Genomic DNA, 23,840 nt, shown 5'->3' on the forward strand with positions numbered 1-23,840 from the left:
CGGGCGCTCCGGCTCGAGCGCGTCGTCGGGGACGCACGACCGCAGTACCGCTACGAGCGCGACGTCGAGCAGTTCTTCCGACACTCCCCCGCCGTCGTACACCAGGTGGACTGAATGCCGCTGCGGACCGAACGTCACGACAACGTGCTCGTGCTCGTCCTCGACGATCCGAAACGCCGAAACGCGCTCTCCGACGAGCTGGTGGCCGACATCGTCCGCGCTTGCGAGGAGGCCGAGCACGACGACGCGATCGGCGCGCTCGTCGTCACCGGCGCGCCGCCCGCGTTCTGCTCCGGCGCGGTGCTCGGCAACCTCGCCGCGCTGGGCGACGACGCGCGCGACGACTCGCACGACACGTCGAGCGGGCTGCGCGACATCTACCAGGGGTTCCTGCGCGTGCGCGACTCCCGCCTGCCCACCGTCGCCGCGGTGAACGGTCCCGCGGTCGGCGCGGGCTTCAACCTCGCGCTCGCGTGCGACGTGCGGATCGCCGCGGAATCGGCGCGGTTCGACACGCGGTTCCTGCGCCTGGGGCTGCACCCGGGCGGTGGCCACACGTGGCTGCTCGAGCGCGCTGTCGGCCCGCAGACCGCGGCCGCGATGGTCCTGTTCGGCGAGGCGCTCGACGGGCGCGCCGCGGAGCGGGCCGGTCTCGCGTGGCGCTGCGTCCCCGACCGCGAGCTGCTCGACACCGCGATCGCGCTCGCCGCGCGCGCGTCGGAGGTCCCGCGGGACCTGGCCGCGGAGGCGAAGGCGTCGCTGCGCGAAGCGCCGTTCCTCGGCTCGTTCGACGACGCGATCCGCATGGAGCTCGAGCGCCAGGTGCGTTCCGCACGGGCGCCGGAGTTCGCCGCACGGGTCGCCGCGTCCCGCCGGCGCGACCGCTGACCCTCCCGTTCTCTGAAGCCTCAGACACACATGTTGTGGTTGACGCTTCACAGAACCTTTTCTCAAACCGGACATAACGGTACGATGCCGCGGTGGCGACACGGGTCCCGCGGCTCGAGTGGACGGATCCCGGCGTGCATCCCGCCCGCCGCGTCGCCACGCGCGTCGCCTCGGCCGTGATCGCGGTCGTGGCCGCGATCGTCTTGCTCGTCCCGCTCGTGGAGGCGCTCCGACCGACCTCGTCGAGCGCCGCGATCGACCACTACGAGCACGGCGCCCGTCCGGCGCCGACCCGCGTGGTCGACGGCGGCTTCGCCGCCGCGTTCCCGACGTCGCCCGACCGCTCGGCGCACACCGGCGCGTTCGACGGGACGCCCATGACCGGCGCGACCTACGAGAGCGACCCGGACAGCGGGTTCCGTTTCCTCGTGACGTACCTCGATCTGCCCGCCGCCGCGCTGGGCCACGAGCGGGACGTCGTCCTCGCCGCGATCGGGTCGACCGCGCGCAGCTTCGGCGGGACGCTCCGGTCGAGCAGCGACACGGTCGTCGACGGCCACCCGCGCGGGGACTTCGTCGTCGCGCTGCACGACGCGTCGTTCCACGGACGCGTGGTGGTCGTCGGGACGCGGCTCTACGTCTACGGCGTGCAGACGCCGCCGGGACACGACCTCTCGTTCACACGCTTCGTCGACTCGTTCAGCGTGTCGGCGGACTAACAGAGCGGGCTGCGGACGCGGTCGTGCACGGCGATGGCACACTCGGAGACCGTCACGGGCACGAGCAGCCACCACCGGGTGAGCGGCGTCCGGTCGCGGGCGACATCGACCCGGTCGACGTCCTCGGGGAACTGCGCGTGCCAGTAGCGGCGCGCCCGTCTCGCGTGCATCGGGTCCGAGACGAGGAGCACGGCGTCGCAGTCACGGACGAACCGGGCCGATTCACGGACGTTCTGCCACGTGTTCATCGACGTGCGCTCGGCGCGCAGCCGCGCGTCGTCGACACCCAACTGCCGGGCGAGCACCACCATGACGTCGGCCTCGACGATGTCGCCGCGCGTCGGGCCGCCCGACATGACGACGACGTCCGCGTCGTGGCGGCGCGCCAGGTCGACGGCCGTCTGCACACGCCAACGGACGATCGCGTGCGGCGTCCCGTCGCGCCGTGCGGGATAGCCGAGGACGACGATGCCGACGCGGTTTCCGCGCGGCGCGTTGCGCGAGGCGCGCACGTCCCTACCGGACGAATCGCTCGAGCAGCTCGTGACGGCGGTCCGACCACTCCTCCGACGTCATCGCGTACCGCACGTGGTCCTCGTAGACGCCACGGATCTGGAGGAAGCGCAGCGCGGTGCCCTCGTCGCGCAGGCCGAGCTTCTGCGCGACACGCCGGCTCGCGGTGTTGCGGGGGACGATCGACGCCTCGAGCCGGTGGAGGCCGAGGTGCTCGAAGCCGTACCGCATGACGAGCACGACGCCCTCCGGCACGAGGCCCTGTCCCGCGTGGTCGCGATCGACCCAGTACCCGATGAACGCGCCTTGGAACGGCCCGCGTTGCACACTGCCGAGGCTCACCTCGCCGACGAACTCGCCTTCGCGCAGGAACAGCCCGAAGCCGTACGCGGTGTCGAAGTGCCGCTGGCGCTCCCACGCGCCGCAGCGGGCCCGGAACGCCTCGACGTCGGTGACCGGGTCCGGGCTGCCGGGTTCGGGCAGCGGCTCCCACGGCTCCAGCCAGTCGCGGCTGCGCGTCCGGACGCGGTGCCACGCCTCCCAGTCCGAGCCCTTGAGAGGTCGCAGCATCACCCGGCGGCCGACGAGCAGTGGTGCTTCGTGCAGCTTCACGCGTCACCCCTCGAGCCGGTCGACCCCGTGTCGCGGGCGCAGTCTACGGGCGGGGCTCGGGCGACGAGACCGGCGGATTAGCGTGAGCCGGATGGCCGACTCGCCCGCCGGATCGTCTGCCGGATCGCCCGCTGGATCACCTGAGAGCTCGTCCGCGACCGACCGCCTGGTGTGGCTCGACCTCGAGATGACGGGCCTCGACGTCGACCGCGACGTCATCGTCGAGATCGCCGCGCTCGTCACGAACGCGGCGCTGGAGCCCCTCGACGACGGCATCGACGTCGTCGTGCACCAACCGCCCGAGGTGCTCGCCCGCATGAGCGACTTCGTGCGTGCGATGCACACCAAGTCGGACCTGCTGCCCGCGATCGAGGCGTCGACGACGTCGCTCGCGGACGCGGGCGCCGCGGTGCTCGGGTACGTCCGCGCGCACGTACCGGACGCGTCGACCTCGCCGTTGTGCGGGAACACGATCGGGATGGACCGCCGGTTCCTCGCTCGCTACCTGCCCGAGCTCGAGGCGCACCTCCACTACCGCAGCATCGACGTGTCCACGCTGAAGGAGCTGTGCCGGCGCTGGTACCCGGACGTGTACCGGCGTCGGCCGGGCAAGAGCGAGCGACACCGCGCGCTCGACGACGTGCGCGACTCGATTGCCGAGTTGCGGTACTACCGCGACGCGATGCTGCGGGCTCCCGACGGTGACCCGGCCGGGACGGCACCGTCGTAGGCGGTCACGCCCAGCCGACCTTCTTGTCGTCGAAGCGCAGACGGCGCAGGGCGACACCGGCGAACAGCGCCGCCATCCCGACGAGCACGAGGGTGGGCGTGACGACCGCCGCGAGCCCGCGGCCGTCCAGGATCACGGCCCGCAGACCGCGCATCACCCAGTACGTCGGCGTCACGGGCGCGACCGTCCGGGCCCACGCGGGAAGCAGCGCGAACGGCACGAACGCCCCGCCGATCGCGCCGAAGACGACCATGCCGGAGTAGCCGAACGCGTTCGCCTGCTGCGCGGTCCTGCACAGCGCGGTCACCGCGACACCGAGCACCACCAACGACGCGACGAACGCCGTCAGCAACGGCACGAGCGCGACGACGTCGCCGCGGACATCGAGTCCGAAGAACGCGACGCCGGTACCGAGCACGACCGCGAACTGGACCAGGCCGACCCCGAGGAACGGGAGCGACTTGCCGAGCACGATCTCGCGTGGCGTCGCCGCGCTCGCCCGCAACCGGTCCCACGTCGCCCAACCGTGCTCGGCGAAGAACGCGAACGTCACCATCGAGACGAGGAAGAACGCAGCCATCGCGGCCTGCCCGGGCACGACCTGCTCGGCCCCGTTCGCGTGCGCGTGACCGGTCTCGACGAGCGCGGGACGGAACACGGGCTTGAGGAACGCCATCATGATGACGGGGAACACGACGAGCACGAGGATCGCGGTCGGGTCGCGCCGGGCGAGCCGCAGCTCGTGGGCGACGAGCACGCCGACGCGACGCGCGGCGTTCACGCGGCGTGCTCCGCGCTCTCGTACCGGCGGCCGGTGATGCTCAGGAAGACCGACTCCAGGCTCGGGCGGATCACCTCGATGCCGCGTAGCGAACCTGCCGCCGAACCGAGCTCGCGCAGCATGTGTGCCGCGGTCGCCGCGGGGTCGTCGGTCGGGATGCGCGCGACCGACCCGTCCACGAGCGCGCCGTCCGCGCGAAGGATGTGAGGGACGTCGCCGTCGAACGTCAGCTCCAATGCGGTCGTGCCGTGGTGCGCAACGAGCCGCGCGACGTCTCCCTGCGCAACGACTCGGCCGCGGTCGATGAACGCGACGCTCGCGCCGAGCTCCTCGATCTCGTGAAGGTAGTGAGTCGAGTAGACGACGGCCGAGCCGTCGTCGGCGAGCGCGCGCACGAGGGTGAGGATCTCGGCGCGGGTGCGGACGTCGGCACCGGTCGTCGGCTCGTCGAGCAGGACGAGTCGCGGACGGTGCACGAGCGCGATCGCGGTGTGGAGGCGGCGACGCTCACCACCCGACAGCTGCGACGCGCGTCGCTCGCTCAACTCATCGAGCCCGAGCGCGTGGAGGATGGCATCCACTCGCGCGCGCAGCTCGCCGCGCCGCAGGCCCGCGAGCGCGGCGAAGAACCGGACGTTCTCCCGGACGCCGAGCGACGAGTAGACGCCGGTGTCCTGGGGCGCGTACCCGATGATCGACCGGGCGCGCGGCGCCTCGCGAGTGACGTCGATGCCGGCGACGCGGACCGTGCCCGCGTCCGGTCGGCGCAGACCGGCCACGATCGAGACCAGCGACGTCTTGCCCGCGCCGTTCGGGCCGAGCAGCCCGAGGATCGTGCCCTCGCCGACGGTCAGGTCGACGCCGTCGAGCGCGACCGTCCGGCCGTAGGACTTCCGGACGCCGCGGACGTCGAGCAGCGGGATCACGCCGCCGCCCCACCGTGACGCCGGGTACCCCGTTCGAGCTCGTCGAGCCGGTCCTCCCACGCCCGCCGGGCGGCGACCCAGGCGCGCGCCTCCCGCCTCGCCCCTTCGGATACCGTGAGGACTGACAGATTCCGACGAGTTGTTTGCATACCGACGAGTATCGAACACGAAGACCGGTACGGCAAGGAGGAATCGGTGGCGTTCGAGCCGTTGACCCCGGACCGGCGGCGGGCCATGACCCGCCGGCACCTGCTCGACGCGGCGGCGATCGTCTTCGCCCGTGACGGGTTCCACGGCGCGACGCTCGACGAGGTGGCGAAGACGGCCGGGTTCACGAAAGGCGCCGTCTACTCGAACTTCAAGAACAAGGACGACCTCTTCCTCGCGCTCGTCGACGACCGTGCAGAGCGCGCGTTCGCGGTCATCGAGGAGATCCTCGACACGGAGCCGCAGCACTCGTCCGACGAGCAGCTCCCGCGTGTCCGACAGCTGATGAAGAGCGACGCCGCGATGTGGGACGACACGTGGCAGGCGCTCTATCTGGAGTTCCTGCTCTACGCGCGTCGTACGCCGGAGGGGCGAGCGAAGCTCGCGGCGCGTGACCGGTACGAGCACGCGGCGGCCGAGCACTTCATCGAGAGCGAGTACGCGGCTCGCGGCCGGAAATTCCCGTATCCGATCCGCGAGTTCGCGCAAGTGATGCGCGCGGTGTGGCTCGGGCTGCAGATCGAACGGCTCGCCGACCCCGAAGCCGTCACGGACGCGACGATCGACACCGCGCTCGACCTGCTCTACGAGTTCGACCGCATCGCGGAGAAGCTCGCGTCAGGCGAGTAGGTCGTCGATCGCGGCGAGCAGGGTGAGCACGTTGCGCTCGCGCGCGTTGTGGCCCATCAGCCCGATGCGCCACGCCTTGCCGGCGAACTCACCGAGCCCGCCGCCGACCTCGATCTGGTACTGCTCGAGCAGTCCCTTGCGGAGCGCGGCGTCGTCCGCACCGTCGGGCAGCCACGCGGTCGTCAGCTCGGGCAGGCGGTGACCCTCCTGCGCGCACAGCCGGAACCCGCGCTCGGGAAGGCGCTCGTGCAGCATCGCGCCGACCTGCGCGTGACGGTCCCACGCGGCCTCGAGGCCCTCGTCGAGCAGCGCGCCGAGCCCGGCGTGCAACCCGAACACCGCGGTGACCGGCGCGGTGTGGTGGTAGCGACGTTGCGCGCCGACGTACGCGCCGATCAGGCCGAGGTCGAGGTACCACGACGCGACGGGCGTCGCGCGCGCCTCGAGCCGCGCGACCGCACGGGCCGAGAACGTCAACGGCGCGAGCCCGGGCGGCACACCGAGGCACTTCTGGGTCCCCGAGTAGCACGCGTCGATCCCCCACTCGTCCGCCTCGACCGGGATCCCGCCGAGCGACGTGACCGTGTCGACGAGCAGGAGCGTGCCGGTGTCCTGCAGGACCCGTAGCGGCGCGACGTCGTTGCGCACCCCGGTCGACGTCTCCGCGTGGACGACGGCGAGCACCCGTGCCTCGGGATGCGTGCGCTGCGCGTCGATCAGCCGCTCCGGATCGATCGCCCGCCCCCACGGCTCGTCGACGCGCACGACCTCGGCTCCACAGCGGCGCGCGACCTCGCACATGCGCTCGCCGAACACGCCGTTCACACCGACGATCGCGGTGTCACCGGGCTCCAGCAGGTTGACGAAGCACGCCTCCATGCCGGCCGATCCCGTACCGCTGATGGGCAGCGTCAGCGCGTTCCGCGTGCGGAACACGGCGCGCAGCCGCGCCGCAGTGTCGTCGAGCAGCGCGAGGAACTCGGGATCGAGATGACCGAGCAGCGGGCGCGTCGACGCGCACACCACTTCGGGATAGACGTTGCTCGGTCCGGGACCGAGGAGCAGACGTTCCGACAGGGGAAGGGGCACCGCGGCATCGTACGCGCGGCGTCGCGAGCGTCAGGCTGCGTCGGAGACCGCGGCGTCGCGCACGACGGGCGACCAGTCGTCCAGGAGACGACGGACGTCACCGGCCGCGTCCTCACCGGCGACCATCCCGCGGGCGACCATCGCCGCGGCACGGGCGACGCGCGTCGCCTCGTGGTCGGGGACGGCCTCGACGCCCTGCGCGACCGCGAGCACAGCGCGGGTCGCGTTGTGCGCCGCGAGCGCCGCCTGCCGGGCCTTGCCCGTCCTGCGGAGCACGTCATCGATGTGGAGCACCGCCCGCCAGGCGTCGACCTCGTCGCCCGCCGACTGGTGGTTGGCCTCGATCGAGGCGGCCACCGCCCGCAGGTCGTCGCCCGACAGCCTGCTCAGGGCCCGGGTGAAGTCGCTGATCTCCATAGCCACTCTTTCGGCAGGAGTTGAGCTTCCGTGAGCAGTTTTTCGCGGCGCTCCCGCCGGATGGTGGACCCTCCCGACCCTCCGGCCCTCGTGGCCCCACTTGACGATGTCGTTCATGTTGGCGGCGATTGATCGACCCGTTCTCGATGATCGCCTGCGCGAACTCGCCGAAGTTCACGGTGTTCGTGCCGTTGGGCCGGTCCTCGAGAGATGGGCGATGTTCGCGGACTACGCGAGCGTAAAGACGGCAGACGCGCTTCTCGGCATGGCCGCCGGGACGGGGTCAGGCGAGGCTGCGGACGAGGCCGTCGAGGATGTCGGCTTCCGAGACCACGAGCTCGGCGACGTCGAACGTCCGCATGATCGTCACGAGGATCGCCGCGCCGGCCACGATCACGTCGACCCGTCCCGGTTCAAGGCCCGGGTTGTGCCGGCGCTGCTCGATCGTCTCGGTCGCGAGCGTGCGGAAGACGTCCTCGGCCGCGCGGCGGTCGAGCCTGAAGTGGTGGATCTTCTCGGCGTCGTACTCGGGGAGGCCCATCTCGATCGCCGCGATCGTCGTCACCGTCCCGGCGAGCCCGATGACGGTCCGCGCGTCACGCACGCCGGGAACGTCACGAGCGACGTCGGCGAGGTGGTCGCGCACGGCCGACACGAGTGCCGACAGCTCGTCGGGCGCGGGCGGGTCGGAGTGGACGAACTGCTCCGTGAGGCGCACGCACCCCATGTCCACCGACACGAGCGCGTCGGGACCGTCAGTACCGACGATGAACTCGGTCGAGCCGCCGCCGATGTCGACGACCAGGTACGGCGGCGGGTCGGTGACGCCCGACGTCGCGCCCAGGAACGACAGGCGGGCCTCCTCCTCGCCCGGCAAGAGCTCCAGCGGGACCCCGCCCAGCGCGTCGCGTCCGGCCGCGAAGAACTGCTCACGGTTGGTCGCGTCGCGTGCCGCGCTCGTCGCCGTCGCACGCGCGCGTGTCACGCCGAGGTCGTCCATCACGGCGCGGTACTCGCGCAAGACGGTCACCGTGCGGTCGATCGCGTCGTCGGCAAGTCGGTGCGTCGCGTCGACGTCCTGGCCGAGCCGCGTGATGCGCATGAGTCGCTCGACGGGTACGAGCCGGCCGGCGTGCGCCAAGCCGGCGGCGTCCGCGACGAGCAGGCGCACCGAGTTGGTGCCGATGTCGACGGCCGCGTACCGCTCGGTCACGGTTGTGCCGGCCTCCCCGCGGCTCACAGGCGGTCTGCGACCCAACGACCGACGGGGTCGTCGCCGCCGGCGAGCAGGTAGGCGTAGTGCGCGTGCAGGCACTTGACGCCGGTCCGCGTCCCGCCGACGCCGCCGTGTGGACGGGGCCCGCGGTGCGACGGTGGGATGTCCGCGTCGCGCTCGCGCGCGTACGTCTCGTGGACCCGCGCGAGCTCGTCGGCATCGACATCGGACTCGGCGGCGCGCACCCCACCCGCCGACTCGAGACGCGACACCACGGTGACGAGATCGCGGTCGACGAGCCAGTACCGCGTCGGCATCGGCGTGCCGTCGTCGAGCAGCGGCGCGTTGCGGATCACCACCGGCCGCCCGTCGTCGCGTCGCACGACGACGTCGAACGCCGCGCGCGGCGGGCGGCCGAGGAGCTCGGTCAGCACGGCGGCGTCGTCGACGACATCGGGAGGAGTCACGTCGAACGAGTGTAGGAGCCGAAGTAGTCGGGATCGGTCGGGACGCGACGTCGGTCACCGCGGTGTCATGGCGGTTCGATCCAGGTGGTGCCGTCAGGTCGTCGGTGGATCGTCCAGCCGTGGTGGATCTTGCCGTGGTGGTAGCGGCAGTACGCGCGGAGGTTGCCCAGGTCGGTCGGCCCGCCGTCGGCCCAGTGCTCGTCGTGGTGCAGGTCGCACCAATCGGGCGGACGATCACAACCCGGCCAGGTGCAGCCGCCGTCGCGCAGCATGACGGCCTTGCGTTGCGCCGCGCTCACCACCCGGGTACGGCGACCGAGATCGAGGATCTCACCGTGACGGTCGCACACGACGCGGCGGATGACCGCGTCGCATGCGAGGCGCCGGATCGTGCTCGGCGCGACCGGCCCGACGTGCGTGAGGTCGCAGCGGGCGGTGCGCGGATCGGCAGGCATGTTCCCGGCGAGCGTGTCGGCGTCGACGACGACGTTCAGCTCGACGGGGACCGCGCGTCCCAGCGCGCGCCGGGCCATCTCGTGCAGCGCATCCGCGCGGCGCTGCGCCGGTGAGCGGTCCGGGTCGACGGTCCGATCCGTGAACGTGTCGAGCGCGGTGAGGAACGCCTCGCCGGCGACCGGGTCCAACCGGCCCTCGAGGTGCACGCTGCCGTCGTCCAGCTTCGACGCGTGCAGGCGCCGCTTTCGCCACGGAGCATCCGGCTCCTTGCCCCCGCCGTCGACGTCGTCGGCGATCGCCCGCCACCGGCGCATGACGATCCGGAAGTCCTCGGGCGGCAGATCGCGCGCGATGTCGAGCAGCGTCTCCTCGTGCTCGTCGAACAGGTCTTCGTGGCCGCGCGCCGCTCGGGCGAGCGCGTCGACCTGCGCGCACGTCACGTCACCATCGTGCAGACGCTTCGCCGTTCGATCGTGCCGGTGCACCAACCGCCCACCCCGCACCAGGCGGGACGCTTCCGGGCTCGTCACCGAACCGTGATGCACCAACCAGGCGTGCGTGCTCGCCGTCCCGTCCACGGACCACTCGCCGGACGCGTCGAGCGCCCCCGCTGCATCGAGCAGCTCGGCGTCCAGCCGCTCCCGCTCCGCCAGCAGTCTGAGCACCCGCTCCGCCACACCGAACATCAGTTCGATCATACGAGAGGGGTGTGACAGAAACCGGGGGCGAGGTGACCAGCCGGTGCGGGTCGGGGACCTGCACGTGACCTACCGCGCGGCGATGCGGTCGACCATCGCGTCGGCGGCTGCGAGACCCGCCGCGATCTGGTCGCGGCCGGGCTGGCCCAACACGACGCCGGTGATCGTCGTCCGCCGGCCGCCAATCCAGCGAACGGCCTGGAACGCGAAGCAGCCGCCGGCCGCGTCGTCCGAGCCGGTCTTCACGCCGACGAACCCGCCGTGTCCGAGCAACGTGTCGGTGTTGTGGACGGTGCCGGCGACCGGCAGCGTGGCGGACGGCGTCCCGACGATGCTCGCGAACGTCGGCACGCGCATCGCCCGATCGACGATGCGCACCTGGTCGGCCGCGGTCGACACCGTCGCGTCGTCGTACCCACTCGGGTCGGTGTAGACGGTGTCGCGCATCCCGAGCGACTGCGCGGTGGCGTTCATCCGGGCGACGAACCGGTCCGTCGAGCCGGCATCCCAGCGCGCCAGGACCGCAGCGATGTTGTTGGCGGACGGCAGCAGCAGTGCCTGCAGCGCCTGCCGTTCGGTCAGCCGTTCTCCAGCGGCGATCCGCACGACCGACTCCTGCTGTCGGCGCCGGCGGATCGTGTCCGCGACGTCGGCCTCGGTGAGCGTGATCGTCGGGCCGTCCTGACCGGGCCCCAGCGGGTGGTCGCGCAGCACGAGATAGGCGGTCATCACCTTCGCCACGCTGGCGATCGCCGCCGGGTGCTGGTTCGGGCCGGCGTGGACCTGCGACGCTGCCGATTCGACGAACGCGGCCTGACCGTCTGTCGGCCACACCGTGCTGGGCAGCGCGTCGCCGGGCAGACCGCGGTCGGCACGGCGATGGACGTCGACGGTCGATGCGGTCGTCGACGACGACGACGCCCGCGACGCGTAACCGAGCGCTCCGACGATCGCGGCCGCGACGGCGAGCAGGCCGGCGACGAGGACCCTGGGTACCCGCGGGGTCGTCGTCCGGGCCGGCGCGCTCGAGGTCACGCGTGCAGTCAAGGGAGCGTCGTGTTGCCGGCCCGTATGCAGTTTTCGATACGCCGGCGATATGCACCCGGTCGTTAGCATCCGGCCACGCGTGTGTTGATCGTCGAGGACGAGCCCTATCTGGCAGACGCCATCCGCGACGGCCTGCGCCTGGAGGCGATCGCGTCCGACGTCGCGGGTGACGGCGACACCGCGCTGAAGCTGCTGGGCGTCAACGGCTACGACATCGCCGTCCTCGACCGCGACATCCCGGGTCCGTCGGGCGACGAGATCGCCGAGCGCATCGTCGCGTCCGGCACCGGCATGCCCATCCTCATGCTGACGGCGGCCGACGGGCTCGACGACAAGGCCTCGGGGTTCGAGCTCGGCGCCGACGACTACCTCACGAAGCCGTTCGAGCTCCGCGAGCTGGTGCTCCGTCTGCGAGCACTCGACCGCAGGCGCGCGCGCAACCGGCCACCGGTACGAGAGATCGCCGGTCTGCGCCTGGACCCGTTCCGCCGGGAGGTCCACCGCGACAGCCGGTACGTCGCGCTGACCCGCAAGCAGTTCGCGGTGCTGGAGGTGCTCGTCGACGCCGAGGGAGGCGTCGTCAGCGCCGAGGAGCTGCTCGAGCGCGCATGGGACGAGCACGCGGACCCGTTCACCAACGCCGTGCGCATCACGGTCTCGGCGCTGCGCAAACGACTCGGCGAACCCGGGATCATCGCAACCGTGGCGGGCGTCGGCTACCGCATCGACACCGGACCGAACGACGGACGCGAAGGAGCGGATCGTGGATAGGGCGCCCGGTTTGAGCGTTCGGCTCAAGCTCACCCTCAGCTACGCCGGCTTCCTCATGCTCGCCGGCGCGTTGCTGCTCGCCGCCGTGTGGCTGTTCCTCCTGCGCTACGTCCCCGACCGTGCGTTCCTGAAGTCGGCCGACCCCCACTTCCACGGCGTCTTTCCCGTCCGGTCCAACCTCTTGCACGTCTTCGCGCCGCGGGCCGCCGCTGTGCTGGCGTTCCTGCTGGTGTTCGGTCTCCTGGGTGGGTGGATCCTCGCGGGTCGGATGCTCGCACCTCTCTCCCGGATCACCGACGCGACGCGCACGGCCGCGACCGGATCTCTCGCCCACCGGATCGAGCTGGACGGCCGTCAGGACGAGTTCCGTGAGCTCGCCGACGCGTTCGACGCCATGCTGGCGCGGCTGGAGGCGCACGTCGCCGAGCAGCGGCGGTTCGCGGCCAATGCGTCCCACGAGCTGCGCACGCCGCTGGCGATCACGCAGAGCCTGCTCGACGTGGCGCGCAACGATCCCGACCGCGACACCGACGAGCTCGTCGATCGCCTCCGCGCCGTGAACGGGCGCGCGATCGATCTCACCGAGGCGTTGCTCGTACTGAGCCGGGCCGACCAACGGTCGTTCACGCGAGAGCGCGTCGACCTGTCCCTCGTCGTGGAAGAGGCCACGGAGGCGCTCCTCCCGCTCGCGGAACGACACGGGGTCACTATCGAGATCTCGGGCGACGTCACACCGACGATCGGCTCCCACGCGCTGCTGCTGCAGATGGCCACGAACCTCGTGCACAACGCGATCGTCCACAACCTGCCGCAACGAGGCACCGTACGGATCACGACCAGTAGCCAGCCGAAGCGCGCGGTGCTCACCGTCGAGAACACCGGCGAGGAGCTCGCCCCACCCGTGGTCGCCACGCTCGTCGAGCCGTTCCAGCGCGGCACCACGCGCGTGCACCGCGACCACGCGGGCGTCGGCCTCGGCCTGGCGATCGTGCAGAGCATCGCCGGCGCGCACGACGGGACCGTCACCCTCACACCCGGGACCGCCGGGGGCCTGCGCGTGACCGTGCAGCTCCCGACCGCGCCCGCCGGTCTCGCGGTGGCGCGACCGGTCTCAGCGCCCTGATCTCGCGGTCGTCGGCGGGGCCGTCGTCGCTGTCGTCGCGGTCGTCGCGGTGGTCGCGGGCGGCGCGGTCGTCGTCGTGGTCGTGGTCGGCGGCGCCGGGATCGCCGTGTAGGCATGCTCGCCCGGCATCACGTAGCCGAACTCCTCGCGCGCCCGCCGCTTGATCTCGGCGTCGCTGCGGAGCTGCTTGGCCTGGCGGGCGAGCGCGTCGTTCTGCTGCTGCAGCAGCGCGAGCTGTGAGCGCGCGTCGTTCACCTGCTGGCGCTGCGACCACCACGTGCGGGTCGGGAACACGAACACGAACATGCCGGCGACGAGCGCGAACGACGCGAGCACGACGCGCAGCGTCGCGGCGCGCGACCGGATCGCGTCGAGCATGCCGCTAGCCCCTCACCCGACGGGCCAGCGCGCCGCCGCCGAGGTACGCGGCGGTCTCGCCGAGCTGTCCCTCGATGCGCAGCAGCTGGTTGTACTTCGCGACGCGGTCGGTGCGCGCGAGCGCGCCCGTCTTGATCTGGCCGCAATTCGTCGCGACCGCGAGGTCGGCGATCGTCGTGTCCTCGGTCTCGCCGCTGCGGTGGGACATCACCGACGTGTACGCGGCCCGGGCGGCGAGTGCCATCGTGTCGAGCGTCTCGGTCAGCGTCCCGATCTGGTTCACCTTGATCAGGATCGAGTTCGCGATGCCGTCGTCGATCCCGCGCTGCAAACGCTCGCTGTTCGTCACGAACAGGTCGTCACCGACGAGCTGGACTCGCTCGCCGAGCCGGCGCGTCAGCGCTGCCCATCCGTCCCAGTCGTCCTCGGCCATGCCGTCCTCGATCGAGACGATCGGGTACCGGTCGACGAGATCGGCGAGGTAGTCGGCGAACTCGGCCGCCGTGAACTGCTTGCCCTCACCGGCGAGGTCATAGCGCCCGTCGCGGTAGATCTCGCTCGACGCGGTGTCGAGCGCGAGCGCGATCTCGTCACCCGGTCGGTAGCCGGCAGCCTCGACCGCCTCGAAGAGGAGCTTCACCGCCTCCTCGTTCGACGGGAGGTCGGGCGCGAAGCCGCCTTCGTCGCCGACGGCCGTCGACAGACCGCGGTCGTGCAAGAGCTTCTTCAGCGCGTGGTACGTCTCGGCACCCCAGCGCAACGCCTCCGCGAAGCTCGCCGCACCGACGGGCGCGAGCATGAACTCCTGCAGGTCGACGTTCGAGTCGGCGTGCGCGCCGCCGTTGAGCACGTTCATCAACGGCAACGGCAGGACGTGCGCGTTCGCGCCGCCGACGTAGCGGTACAGCGGCATGTCGCACTCCTCGGCCGCTGCCTTCGCGACCGCGAGCGACACGCCGAGCAGCGCGTTGGCGCCCAGACGAGACTTGTTGTCGGTGCCGTCGACGTCGAGGAGCGTCGCGTCGACCAGGCGTTGGTCGAGGGCGTCGAGACCACGAACGGCGTCGGCGATCTCGCCGTCGACGTTGGCGACGGCCTGCTGCACGCCCTTGCCGCCGTAGCGGTCGCCGCCGTCGCGCAGCTCGTGGGCCTCGTGCGCGCCGGTAGACGCCCCACTCGGCACGGCGGCCCGGCCTCGCGCGCCGGTCAGGAGCTCGACGTCCACCTCGACCGTCGGGTTGCCGCGGGAGTCGAGAATCTCGCGTGCCGTGACCTCGGCGATCGCGCTCACGACCGGGGTGCTCCTCCTGATGCCTGTGTGGTTGGTGTGACGAACTTAGTCCTCTGATGCCGACGGGGCACGTCATGCAGCCGCGCGAGCACGCTCAGGCGCCGTCACCCGCCTCGTCCCAGAGCTCGCGGACGGTGGCCGCCTCCGCGTCCGCGAGGTCGGTGCCCCGCGCCGCGGCGAGTCGCTCCATCGCCTCGAAGCGGGCCCGGAAGCGAGCGGCCCAGCCGCGCAGCGCGGACTCGCCGTCGACGCCGCGTGCCCGCGCCATGCGGACCGCGCCGGCGAGGAGATCGCCGAGCGCGCGCTCGGTCGCGTCCACGTCGTCGTCACGTGCGCGCACGTACGCGTCCGCCGCGTCACGCACCCGCACCGCGGCCGCGTCGGCGCGCTCGTCGGCGAGACCGACCGCGGCGGCCTTGCGCAGCACCTTGTGCGCGTACAGCAGCGACGGCAGGCCCGCATCGACGCCCGCCATCAGCGACGTGCGTCCCTTCTCGGCGCGCTTGATGTGCTCCCAGTTGCGCAGGACCTCGTCGGTCGTGTCGGCCTCGACGGTGCCGAACACATGCGGATGACGGCGAACGAGCTTGTCGTGCACACCGCGGATGACGTCGTCGACGGTGAACGCGCCGGCTTCCGTCGCGAGCTTGGCCTGGAACACGACCTGGTACAGGAGGTCGCCGAGCTCCTCTTCGAGCGGGGCGTACGCGCGCGTGTCGACCTCGCCGGCGGGCGCGTCGCCGGGGAGCGTCTCGATCGCCTCGACCGTCTCGTACGCCTCCTCCAGCACGTAGCGGGCGAGCGAGTGGTGCGTCTGCTCCGCGTCCCACGGGCAGCCCCCCGGATCGCGCAGGCGCGCGGTGAGCGCGACGAACCGGGCGAACTGCGCACCGGTGCGGCGGTCGCCGAGCTCGACGGCGAGCGCGGTGAGATGGTCGGGCTCGACGTCGCGGTCGAGGTCGGCGAGCGCGACGTCGCGCACCGACTGCTCGGCCAGGCCGAGCCGTTGCAGCACGGTCACGCGCGCGTCGGGCGGGAGGACCTCGAGCAGCTCGAGCTTGACGTCGGACAGCACGAAGCGCGAGTCCACCTGCGCGACGAGGAGATGCGAACCCGTCGTCGCGTCGAGTGAGAAGTCGTGCCCGTCGACGACCTCACCGCCGCGACCCGCCGGGTCGACGCCGAGCGTCGCCCACGCGAGGTCTGCGAACGACAACCCGGGCACGACCCGCACGTCGACGTCGTCCCGGGCGCGCAACAGCTCGACGCTGCGTTCCGCGACCGCGGGACTGCCCGGCACCGCGTACAGCACCTCGCCCTCGCGCGTCGCGACGCCGGCGAGGGTCGACGCGATCGTCACGTACACGTCCTCGATGCTCGCGGCGCGCTCGTAGACGTCGTCGAACGACCGGAACGTGACGCCGTCGCGCGCGAGGTCGTCGACGGCCGGATGGCGCGCGGTGCGTGTGAAGCGGGTCGTGGCCCGGACGATCTCGGCGCGTGCCGCGGGGAGGAGCAGATCGGCCCCGGCGGGGCCGAGGCCGACGACGACGACGCCGGCCGTCGTCACCCGCCCGGCGTCGTGCCGAGCAGCGGCGTCCCGGTCGTCGTGGTGGTGCCGCGTTGCTCCTGGACGTTCGGCGCCTTCGGCGGGCTGATCTGGAATCCCTGCGAGGTGAGGTCGACGGTGCCGAAGCGCGGGTTCACCCGCACGTTCGCCTTCCGCAGCGCCCCGAGGAGCTCCGTCGACAGCCGGTTCTGCGCGGTGGTCTGGTCGGGCGCCGTCTGCGTGATGTCGCGCGCCAGCGCCTGGAACCGGGCGAGCTTGTCGATGAACTCGTTGCGGAAGGACGCGGGGAACGCGTTGAAGACCGCGGCCGAGCCGAAGAACTGGTCGGCCTGCTGCTGCGCGCCCTGACGGTCCGTCGCCGACGTCGTGAGGTGACGCTGCGCGAACAGGTTGTCGGTGAGCTGGAGCTCGACGAGCTGCGTGAGCCAGATCGCGCTCCACCGCGAGTCGACCGTGCCGTCCGTGTGCGTCAGCGGTGAGCCGATCTGCTGCTGGTAGACGTTGCGGAACTGCTTGTTGTCGCGGAAGTGCGAGAGGTCGTCCTGGAACGACGTCAGCGAGATGTCGTGCCCGCCGACGGTCGCGGCGGGATGGCTGGCGACACCACAGCCGGACAGCACGACGGCGATCGCGAGCGCGGGCGCGGCAAGAGCGAGGAAGCGGAACCGGGTCATGGCGCTGCGGATGCTAGCGGCGCCCCGGGTGCCGGCGGCGAAACCGCCGCGGGTGGTACGAGCTCGCGCAGCAGCCCGACGAGGAACGCGGCTGAGGACTCCTCGATCACATGGCTCTGCGATATGGGCACCGCGAGCTCGCCGTCGGGCTTGGCGACGGCCTTCGGCGCGATTCGGCGCAGCCGCACCTTCTGTGACTCGCGCAGCGTGACGGGCTGCAGGCGCGCCATGTTGCGCGCGACGGTCACCGTGTTGATGCCGAGCCGGACGCACTCGGCGCGCAGGCGCGCGACGTCGAGAAGCGTCTCCGCCGGCGGCGGCAGCGGCCCGTACCGGTCGAGCCACTCGTCGCGGACGTCGTCGACGTCGGCCTCGGTCGTGACGGCGGCGAGCCGCCGGTACGCCTCCATGCGCACGTCGTCGCGACTCACGTAGTCGCGCGGCAGGTACGCGTCCGCCGCGACGTCGATCGTCACCTCGAAGGGCTCGGGCGGCTTCTCACCGGTCAGCTCGCCGACCGCCTCGGTCACCATCTCGCAGTAGAGATCGAAGCCGACCGCCGCGATGTGACCCGACTGCAGCCCGCCGAGCAGGTTCCCCGCGCCGCGGATCTCGAGGTCGCGCATCGCGATCTTGAACCCCGACCCGAGGTCGGTGAACTCGCCGATCGTCTTCAGTCGCTCGTACGCCTCCTCGGTGAGCACGCGGTCGGGCGGGTGCAGCAGGTACGCGTACGCGCGCTGACCGCGCCGGCCGACGCGACCGCGCAGCTGGTACATCTGCGCGAGGCCGAGCAGGTCGGCGCGGTCGACGATCAGCGTGTTGACCGTCGGCATGTCGAGACCGCTCTCGACGATCGTCGTGCACACCAACACGTCGTACTCGTGCTCCGCGAAGTCGAGCACGACGCGCTCGAGGTGTCCCTCGTCCATCTGACCGTGCGCGATCGCGATCCGTGCCTCCGGCACGAGCTCGCGGAGCTCGGCCGCGACCAGATCGATGTCCTGGACGCGGTTGTGGACGTAGAACGCCTGGCCTTCGCGCAGCAGCTCACGCCGGATCGCCTCGGCGACCGCGCGCTCGTCGTACTCGCCGACGTAGGTGAGGATCGGCTGGCGGTCCTCGGGCGGCGTGTTGACGAGCGACAGGTCCCGGATGCCCGTCAACGACAGCTCGAGCGTCCGGGGGATCGGCGTGGCGGTGAGCGTGAGCACGTCGACGTTGGTGCGCAGCCGCTTGATGCGCTCCTTGTGCTGCACGCCGAACCGTTGCTCCTCGTCGACGACGAGCAGGCCGAGCTGCTTGAACCTCACGTCGTCTGACAGCAGGCGGTGGGTACCGATGACGACGTCGACCGTGCCGTCCGCGACCCCGGCGACGACGGCGTCCTGCTCCTTGGTCGACAGGAACCGCGACAGCACCTCGACGCGCACCGGGTAGTTCGCGAAGCGCTCACGGAACGTCTGGCCGTGCTGGTTGGCGAGCAGCGTGGTCGGGACGAGCACCGCGACCTGGGTGCCGTCCTGCACCGCCTTGAACGCGGCGCGCACCGCGACCTCGGTCTTGCCGTAGCCGACGTCGCCGCACACGAGCCGGTCCATCGGGACGTCGCGCTCCATGTCGCCCTTGACGTCGTCGATCGCCCTGAGCTGGTCGGGCGTCTCCTCGTAGGGGAACGCGTCCTCGATCTCGTGCTGCCACGGGGTGTCGGGCCCGAACGCGTGACCGGTCGTCGCGAGCCGCTGCCGGTAGAGCGCGACGAGGTCGGCCGCGATCTCCGCGACGGCCTTGCGGACGCGTGAGCGCGTCTTCGCCCAGTCGCTGCCGCCCATGCGGTTCAGCGTCGGGCTGTCGCCGCCGGTGTAGCGGCGGACGAGACCGACCTGGTCGGTCGGCACGTACAGCTTGTCGCCGCCCTTGTACTCGACGAGCAGGTAGTCACGCTCCACGCCGCCGATCGCGCGCGTGACCATGCCCGCGTAGCGACCGACGCCGTGTTGATGGTGCACGACGAAGTCGCCCGTCCTGAGGTCGTCGTAGAAGTCGGCTCCGCGGCGCGCGCCACGCGGCCGGCGGTGCACGCGCCGGCGCCCGGTGAGGTCCGCTTCGGCAACGAGCGCGAGCTTCACGCTCGGCAGCACCGCGCCGCGCTCCAACGGCGCGACGACGAGCGAGACGTCACCGGGCTGCAGCGAGGGCGCGTCGCCGACGGGGACGACGAGATCTTCCTGCGCGAGCACGTCGTGCAGGCGTGCCGCGCTCCCCTGCCCCTCTGCGGCGAGCACGACCCGGTACCCGTCGTCCGTCATCCTCCGGAGGCGGCGTGCGAGTCCCTCCACGTCGCCGACCACGGGGTCGAACGCGCTCGCCGCGACGAGCGGCGTCGACGGACCCTCCGGCGCGCTCAACACGGACGCGACGCCCGCGCGTGTGTGCGCGAGCAACCGATCGAACGGCAGCGAGAGCCGCGGCAGGTCCTGCCCCTCCGGGACGTCCCACGTCGTCGCGAGCGTGCCGGCCAGCGCGGCCTCCTCCTCGAGCAGGTCCGCGGCGCGGTCGCGCAGGCGCTTCGGCTCGACGAGCAGCACCAGCGCGCCCCGCGGGAGGAGGTCGGGAAGCAGGTGCTCGTCGGCGACGAGCCACGGCAGCCACGACTCCATGCCGTCGAACGTCTGGCCTTCAGCGAGCCGCTCCCACTGCTCGCGGCCCCAGGGCGCGGTCTTGACGAGCGCTCGCGCCCGCTCGCGCACGTCGTCGGTCGGGAGCAGCTCACGCGCCGGGAAGATCTCGACCGCGTCGACGTCGTGAGTGGAACGCTGGTCGGCGACGGAGAAGATCGAGAGACGATCGACCTCGTCGCCCCACAGGTCGACGCGCACGGGATGGTCCGCGGTCGACGGGTAGACGTCGACGATCGACCCGCGCACCGCGATCTCGCCGCGCGCCTCGACCTGGTACTCGCGGCGGTACCCGGCCGCGACGAGCTGCTCGACGAGCTCGTCGCGGTCGACGCGCGCGCCGGGCGTCACGACGACGGGCTCGACGTCCTCGACGTGCGGGCCGAGTCGCTGCACGAGCGCGCGCGCGGGCGCGACGACGACGCGCGGAAGCCGGTCGCGGTCGCCGTCGCGGCCGCGACGCAGCCGCCACATGACGCGCAGTCGACGGCCCATCGTGTCGAGCGCCGGCGACACGCGCTCGAAGGGGAGGGTCTCCCATGCGGGGAACAGCGCGACGTCGTCCGGGTCGACCAGTGCACCCAGGTCGTGGGCGAGACGGTCGGCTTCCGCGCGCGTCGGCGTCGCGACGAGGACGGGCCGCCGGCCGCTCAGCGCCCCGACCGCGGCGGCGACGAGCGCCCGCGCGGCGTCGGGCACCGCGACGACGGTCGCGGAGCCGGACGCGAGCGCGACGACGGTCGGATCGTCGGCGAGGAGCGGGGGCAGGGCGGCGAAGGGAGCTGGCATTCCGAAGGGCGTGGGCGCGCGAAACGCCGGAGCCGGGAGGCTCCGGGGCGGTCGGCATCGAGCGTACCGGAGGCGCTCCGGCCGCCCGCCGGCGCCCCGGGGCGGCCGCGGGAGCGCGCGACGATCGAGGCGTGTTGCCGCGGTCGCTCAAGGGTCGGCTCCTCGTCGCCAGCCCCGTGCTGACGGATCCCAACTTCGACCGGACGGTGGTGCTCGTCCTCGAGCACAACGACGAGGGCGCGATCGGGGTGGTGCTCAACCGGCCCAGCGACACGATGCTCGTCGAGACGCTGCCGGGCTGGCACTCGGTCGCGGCCGCGCCGGGAGTCGTGTTCGTCGGCGGGCCGGTCGCGCCGACCGCGGCGATCGGTCTCGGAGTGGCCGCCAGCGCACCGGACAGCGACGGCGAGGGTGACGGCTGGACGCGCGTCCTCGGCCCGCTCGGAACCGTCGACCTCGGCCGCGATCCGGACGAGCTGCAGCCCGTCGTGCGGGAGGTGCGCGTCTTCGCGGGATACGCGGGGTGGGCAGCCGGTCAGCTCGAGGGCGAGCTGCAGGTCGGCGGCTGGTTCGTCGTCGACGCGGACGTGGGTGACGCGCTCGCGAGCAACCCGGGCTCGTTGTGGCGCGCGGTGCTGAAGCGCCAGCGCGGCACGCTGTCCTGGCTCGCCAACTACCCGGACGACATCTCGACCAACTGAGGAGCGTTTGTGCGTCGCTCGTTGTCGTAGAGCGACGTTCGGCGACGCATGAACATCAGTTGAAGCGGTTCATCGCCGCGTCGACGCCTTCGCGCAGGATCGTCTCGACGGCGTCGGCGGCCTGCTCGATCGTCACGTCGACCTCGGCGCGCTCGCGCTTCGAGAACTTGTTGAGCACGTGGTCCGCGCCGCGCTCCTTGGTGACCGGCTTGTCGACACCGATCCGCACGCGCAGGAACGCGTCGGTGTGCAGGTGCGACTTGATCGACCGCAGGCCGTTGTGCCCGGCGAGACCGCCACCCGCCTTGATGCGCAGCGCGGCAACGGGCAGATCGAGCTCGTCGTGGACGACGACGAGGTGCTCGGGGCCGACGCCGAAGCGGCGCACCAACGGCGCGACCGCCTGACCGGAGTCGTTCATGTACGTGAGCGGGACGGCGAGCGCGAGCCGTCGGCCGTCGACGCGCACCTCGTCCACGAGCGCGCGCTCCTTGCTCTTGCGGAGACGACCGCCGTGGCGCGCGGCGAGCAGCTCGACGACCTCGGCACCCACGTTGTGGCGTGTGCGCGCGTACTCGGCGCCGGGATTGCCCAGCCCGACGACGAGCAGGTCGGCCGGCGTACCCGTGCGCGGCTCGCGCGGCGCGCCGCGCCGCAACACCGGGCCCTAGCTCTCGGACGACTCGCCGCCGCTCGATGCCGCGGCCTCGCCCCCCGCGCCGCCCTCGCCCGCTTCGGCCGCGGCCGCGGCCTCGGCCGCGGCGGCCTCCTCCTCGGGCAGCGGCGCGGCCGCGGCGCCCCGGGGCACCGCGACGACGACCACGACCTCGTCCGGGTCCTGGTGCGTCGTGACGCCGGGCGGCAGCGGGATGTCACGGACGTGGAGCTGGTCGCTCATCTCGAGACCGGACACGTCGAGCGTGATGCCGGTCGGGATGTCGGCCGGCTTGGCCTCGACGGTCAGCGTGAACACTTGCTGCTCGAGCAGCCCGCCATCGCGCACGCCCGGCGAGTCGCCCTCGAGCGAGATCGGGACCTCCGCGCTCACCGCGGTGTCCCGGCGGATGCGGACGAAGTCGACGTGTTCGAGGTCGCCGCGCACCGGGTGACGGTGGATCTGGCGGGCGAGCGTGAGGACCTGCTCGCTCCCGAGGTCGAGCGTGATCATCGTGTTCGCACCCGACTCGCCGGCCAGGATGTGGTTCAGCTCACGGACGGGGACGCTCACCGCGAGGTTGTCGGCGTCGAGCCCGTAGACCACGGCGGGGATGCGCCCCGTGCGGCGGAGCCGTCCCGCGGGGCCGGAGCCCCGCTCGGTGCGCAACTCCGCGCTGAGAATCGTGTCGGCCATGGCGCGCGCGTCCTCCGCGACGAGGGTGACCAGGAAGAACGCTCAGTCTAGAAGATGCGGCACTCACAGACGCTATGCGTACGTGAGTGCCGCATCTTCAGCCCGTCAGACGTTGTCACCCCGGAAGATCTCGCTGACGCTCGTGTCCTCGAAGACGGCGTCGAGGGCCTCGGCGACGATCGGCGCGATCGACAGCACCTGGAGCGAGTCGAAGTGCTTGTCGTCGGCGATCGGCAGCGTGTTCGTGACGATCACCTCGCGCACCGGCGCGTTCTTCAGCCGGTCGACGGCCGGACCGGACAGGACGCCGTGCGTCGCCGCGATGTAGACGTCCTTCGCGCCGCGGTCGACGAGCAGGTTCGCGGCGCTCGTGACCGTCCCCGCGGTGTCGATGATGTCGTCGACGATCACGCACGTCCGGCCGTCGACCTCACCGACGACCTCCGTCGCGACCGCGACGTTGTGCGTGCCCTTCGGGCGGCGCTTGTCGATGAACGCGAGCTCGGTGCGCTTCCCCGCGCCGTCGTCGGCGAGATAGTCGCCGAAGCGCCGCGCCAGCTTGCCGCCGCCGGCGTCGGGCGCGACGAGCACGACCTCGTCGTCCGCGATCACGTCCGCGAGGTACGCGGCGAGGATCGGCACCGCGGTCAGGTGGTCGACGGGCATGTCGAAGAAGCCCTGCACCTGCCCGGTGTGCAGGTCGACGGTAACGACGCGGTTCGCACCAGCCGCGGTGAGCAGGTCGGCGACGAGTCGCGCGGTGATCGGCTCGCGGCCCTCGGCCTTCCGGTCCTGGCGCGCGTAGCCGTAGAACGGGCAGACCGCGGTGATGCGCTTCGCCGACGCGCGCTTCGCGGCGTCGATCATGATCAGCTGCTCGAACAGCCGGTCGTTGATGGGGTCGCAGTGGCTCTGGAGGATGAAGACGTCGGCACCGCGGATGCTCTCGCCGTAGCGGCAGTAGAGCTCGCCGTTGGCGAAGGTCGACAGGACGACGTCGCCCAGCGGGACCTGCAGGTCGGCGGCGATCTCCTCCGCCAGCTCACGGTTGCCGCGGCCGGAGAAGAGCATGAGCTTCTTGCGCGGGACGACCTCCATCCCCGCCATCCTCGCGCACC

General features: G+C 72.0%; 25 protein-coding genes. 7 read left to right on the forward strand and 18 right to left on the reverse strand.

Going from position 1 to position 23,840, the window contains the following annotated elements:
- Positions 1–114 precede the first annotated feature (114 nt).
- Complete coding sequence (locus VFC33_00900; protein HZR11781.1) at positions 115–888, forward strand: enoyl-CoA hydratase; 774 nt, start codon at positions 115–117, stop codon at positions 886–888.
- A gap of 92 nt (positions 889–980) precedes the next feature.
- Positions 981–1,607, forward strand: a complete 627-nt coding sequence (locus VFC33_00905; GenBank protein HZR11782.1) for a hypothetical protein — start codon at positions 981–983, stop codon at positions 1,605–1,607.
- Here VFC33_00905 and VFC33_00910 read toward each other — a convergent pair.
- Together VFC33_00910 and VFC33_00915 are read right to left on the reverse strand one after the other, a co-directional pair.
- Positions 1,604–2,119: a YdcF family protein gene (locus VFC33_00910; protein HZR11783.1), complete on the reverse strand. Its 516-nt coding sequence runs from the start codon at positions 2,117–2,119 to the stop codon at positions 1,604–1,606. The genes VFC33_00905 and VFC33_00910 overlap by 4 nt on opposite strands.
- Positions 2,120–2,123: 4 nt before the next feature.
- Complete coding sequence (locus VFC33_00915) at positions 2,124–2,732, reverse strand: GNAT family protein (GenBank protein HZR11784.1); 609 nt, start codon at positions 2,730–2,732, stop codon at positions 2,124–2,126.
- Between the two features lie 91 nt (positions 2,733–2,823).
- Here VFC33_00915 and orn point away from each other — a divergent pair, with 91 nt between their 5' ends.
- Positions 2,824–3,462: an oligoribonuclease gene (gene orn, locus VFC33_00920; GenBank protein HZR11785.1), complete on the forward strand. Its 639-nt coding sequence runs from the start codon at positions 2,824–2,826 to the stop codon at positions 3,460–3,462.
- A 4-nt stretch (positions 3,463–3,466) separates the two neighbouring features.
- On the opposite strand, the gene VFC33_00925 is transcribed toward orn, so the two are convergent.
- Both VFC33_00925 and VFC33_00930 read right to left on the reverse strand, forming a co-directional pair.
- Entirely contained in the window at positions 3,467–4,243 is a 777-nt protein-coding gene (locus VFC33_00925; protein HZR11786.1) for an ABC transporter permease, read from the reverse strand.
- Positions 4,240–5,169: an ABC transporter ATP-binding protein gene (locus tag VFC33_00930; protein ID HZR11787.1), complete on the reverse strand. Its 930-nt coding sequence runs from the start codon at positions 5,167–5,169 to the stop codon at positions 4,240–4,242. Before VFC33_00930 ends, VFC33_00925 begins: the two co-directional genes overlap by 4 nt.
- Positions 5,170–5,364: 195 nt before the next feature.
- On the opposite strand from VFC33_00930, the gene VFC33_00935 reads away from it, so the two are divergent.
- Complete coding sequence (locus VFC33_00935) at positions 5,365–6,006, forward strand: helix-turn-helix domain-containing protein (GenBank protein ID HZR11788.1); 642 nt, start codon at positions 5,365–5,367, stop codon at positions 6,004–6,006.
- On the opposite strand, the gene VFC33_00940 is transcribed toward VFC33_00935, so the two are convergent.
- The 6 genes from VFC33_00940 to VFC33_00965 form a co-directional block, all read right to left on the reverse strand.
- Positions 5,995–7,095, reverse strand: coding sequence for an alanine--glyoxylate aminotransferase family protein (locus VFC33_00940; GenBank protein ID HZR11789.1), 1,101 nt, complete (start codon positions 7,093–7,095; stop codon positions 5,995–5,997). The genes VFC33_00935 and VFC33_00940 overlap by 12 nt on opposite strands.
- Before the next feature lie 30 nt (positions 7,096–7,125).
- Positions 7,126–7,512: a hypothetical protein gene (locus VFC33_00945; GenBank protein HZR11790.1), complete on the reverse strand. Its 387-nt coding sequence runs from the start codon at positions 7,510–7,512 to the stop codon at positions 7,126–7,128.
- Positions 7,513–7,795: 283 nt separating this feature from the next.
- Entirely contained in the window at positions 7,796–8,725 is a 930-nt protein-coding gene (locus tag VFC33_00950; GenBank protein HZR11791.1) for a Ppx/GppA phosphatase family protein, read from the reverse strand.
- Positions 8,726–8,748: 23 nt separating this feature from the next.
- Positions 8,749–9,195: a DUF501 domain-containing protein gene (locus tag VFC33_00955; protein ID HZR11792.1), complete on the reverse strand. Its 447-nt coding sequence runs from the start codon at positions 9,193–9,195 to the stop codon at positions 8,749–8,751.
- A gap of 65 nt (positions 9,196–9,260) precedes the next feature.
- Positions 9,261–10,337, reverse strand: coding sequence for a DUF222 domain-containing protein (locus VFC33_00960; protein HZR11793.1), 1,077 nt, complete (start codon positions 10,335–10,337; stop codon positions 9,261–9,263).
- Between the two features lie 81 nt (positions 10,338–10,418).
- A complete protein-coding gene (locus VFC33_00965; protein ID HZR11794.1) occupies positions 10,419–11,384 on the reverse strand; it encodes a D-alanyl-D-alanine carboxypeptidase in 966 nt (321 codons plus the stop codon).
- A gap of 93 nt (positions 11,385–11,477) precedes the next feature.
- Here VFC33_00965 and VFC33_00970 point away from each other — a divergent pair, with 93 nt between their 5' ends.
- Positions 11,478–12,167, forward strand: a complete 690-nt coding sequence (locus tag VFC33_00970; protein ID HZR11795.1) for a response regulator transcription factor — start codon at positions 11,478–11,480, stop codon at positions 12,165–12,167.
- Positions 12,160–13,290: a HAMP domain-containing sensor histidine kinase gene (locus tag VFC33_00975; protein HZR11796.1), complete on the forward strand. Its 1,131-nt coding sequence runs from the start codon at positions 12,160–12,162 to the stop codon at positions 13,288–13,290. Before VFC33_00970 ends, VFC33_00975 begins: the two co-directional genes overlap by 8 nt.
- Here the strand turns inward: VFC33_00975 and VFC33_00980 are convergent.
- From VFC33_00980 to mfd, 5 genes are all read right to left on the reverse strand, one after another.
- Positions 13,279–13,668 carry a septum formation initiator family protein gene (locus VFC33_00980; protein ID HZR11797.1) on the reverse strand — a complete coding sequence of 130 codons (390 nt, stop codon included), beginning with the start codon at positions 13,666–13,668 and terminating at the stop codon, positions 13,279–13,281. The genes VFC33_00975 and VFC33_00980 overlap by 12 nt on opposite strands.
- Before the next feature lie 4 nt (positions 13,669–13,672).
- Complete coding sequence (eno, locus tag VFC33_00985) at positions 13,673–14,959, reverse strand: phosphopyruvate hydratase (GenBank protein HZR11798.1); 1,287 nt, start codon at positions 14,957–14,959, stop codon at positions 13,673–13,675.
- 94 nt (positions 14,960–15,053) lie between these two features.
- Positions 15,054–16,529, reverse strand: a complete 1,476-nt coding sequence (gene mazG / locus VFC33_00990) for a nucleoside triphosphate pyrophosphohydrolase (GenBank protein HZR11799.1) — start codon at positions 16,527–16,529, stop codon at positions 15,054–15,056.
- Positions 16,526–17,203 (reverse strand): hypothetical protein, encoded by a 678-nt coding sequence (locus VFC33_00995; GenBank protein HZR11800.1) that lies wholly within the window; start codon positions 17,201–17,203, stop codon positions 16,526–16,528. Before VFC33_00995 ends, mazG begins: the two co-directional genes overlap by 4 nt.
- Positions 17,200–20,670 carry a transcription-repair coupling factor gene (gene mfd / locus VFC33_01000; GenBank protein ID HZR11801.1) on the reverse strand — a complete coding sequence of 1,157 codons (3,471 nt, stop codon included), beginning with the start codon at positions 20,668–20,670 and terminating at the stop codon, positions 17,200–17,202. The genes VFC33_00995 and mfd overlap by 4 nt, the downstream gene beginning before the upstream one ends.
- Positions 20,671–20,801: 131 nt before the next feature.
- Between mfd and VFC33_01005 the strand changes: the two genes are divergently transcribed.
- Positions 20,802–21,371, forward strand: a complete 570-nt coding sequence (locus VFC33_01005; GenBank protein HZR11802.1) for a YqgE/AlgH family protein — start codon at positions 20,802–20,804, stop codon at positions 21,369–21,371.
- A gap of 55 nt (positions 21,372–21,426) precedes the next feature.
- Here the strand turns inward: VFC33_01005 and pth are convergent, their stop codons facing one another.
- The 3 genes from pth to VFC33_01020 form a co-directional block, all read right to left on the reverse strand.
- On the reverse strand, positions 21,427–22,032 hold the full coding sequence (pth, locus tag VFC33_01010) for an aminoacyl-tRNA hydrolase (GenBank protein ID HZR11803.1): 606 nt from the start codon (positions 22,030–22,032) through the stop codon (positions 21,427–21,429).
- Between the two features lie 6 nt (positions 22,033–22,038).
- Entirely contained in the window at positions 22,039–22,722 is a 684-nt protein-coding gene (locus VFC33_01015; GenBank protein HZR11804.1) for a 50S ribosomal protein L25, read from the reverse strand.
- Positions 22,723–22,827: 105 nt separating this feature from the next.
- Entirely contained in the window at positions 22,828–23,820 is a 993-nt protein-coding gene (locus VFC33_01020; GenBank protein ID HZR11805.1) for a ribose-phosphate diphosphokinase, read from the reverse strand.
- Positions 23,821–23,840 lie beyond the last annotated feature (20 nt).

This window comes from Acidimicrobiia bacterium (assembly GCA_035651955.1).
In the GTDB taxonomy this organism is placed as follows: domain Bacteria; phylum Actinomycetota; class Acidimicrobiia; order IMCC26256; family JAMXLJ01; genus JAMXLJ01.

Excerpts from the sequence above, each read along its gene's own strand:
- VFC33_00900 (HZR11781.1), top strand. The coding sequence starts at position 115 with ATGCCGCTGCGGACCGAACGTCACGACAACGTGCTCGTGCTCGTCCTC.
- orn (HZR11785.1), top strand. The coding sequence starts at position 2,824 with ATGGCCGACTCGCCCGCCGGATCGTCTGCCGGATCGCCCGCTGGATCA.
- VFC33_00945 (HZR11790.1), bottom strand. The coding sequence starts at position 7,512 with ATGGAGATCAGCGACTTCACCCGGGCCCTGAGCAGGCTGTCGGGCGAC.
- VFC33_00960 (HZR11793.1), bottom strand. The coding sequence starts at position 10,337 with ATGTTCGGTGTGGCGGAGCGGGTGCTCAGACTGCTGGCGGAGCGGGAG.
- VFC33_00980 (HZR11797.1), bottom strand. The coding sequence starts at position 13,668 with ATGCTCGACGCGATCCGGTCGCGCGCCGCGACGCTGCGCGTCGTGCTC.
- VFC33_00995 (HZR11800.1), bottom strand. The coding sequence starts at position 17,203 with ATGACCCGGTTCCGCTTCCTCGCTCTTGCCGCGCCCGCGCTCGCGATC.
- mfd (HZR11801.1), bottom strand. The coding sequence starts at position 20,670 with ATGCCAGCTCCCTTCGCCGCCCTGCCCCCGCTCCTCGCCGACGATCCG.
- VFC33_01015 (HZR11804.1), bottom strand. The coding sequence starts at position 22,722 with ATGGCCGACACGATTCTCAGCGCGGAGTTGCGCACCGAGCGGGGCTCC.
- VFC33_01020 (HZR11805.1), bottom strand. The coding sequence starts at position 23,820 with ATGGAGGTCGTCCCGCGCAAGAAGCTCATGCTCTTCTCCGGCCGCGGC.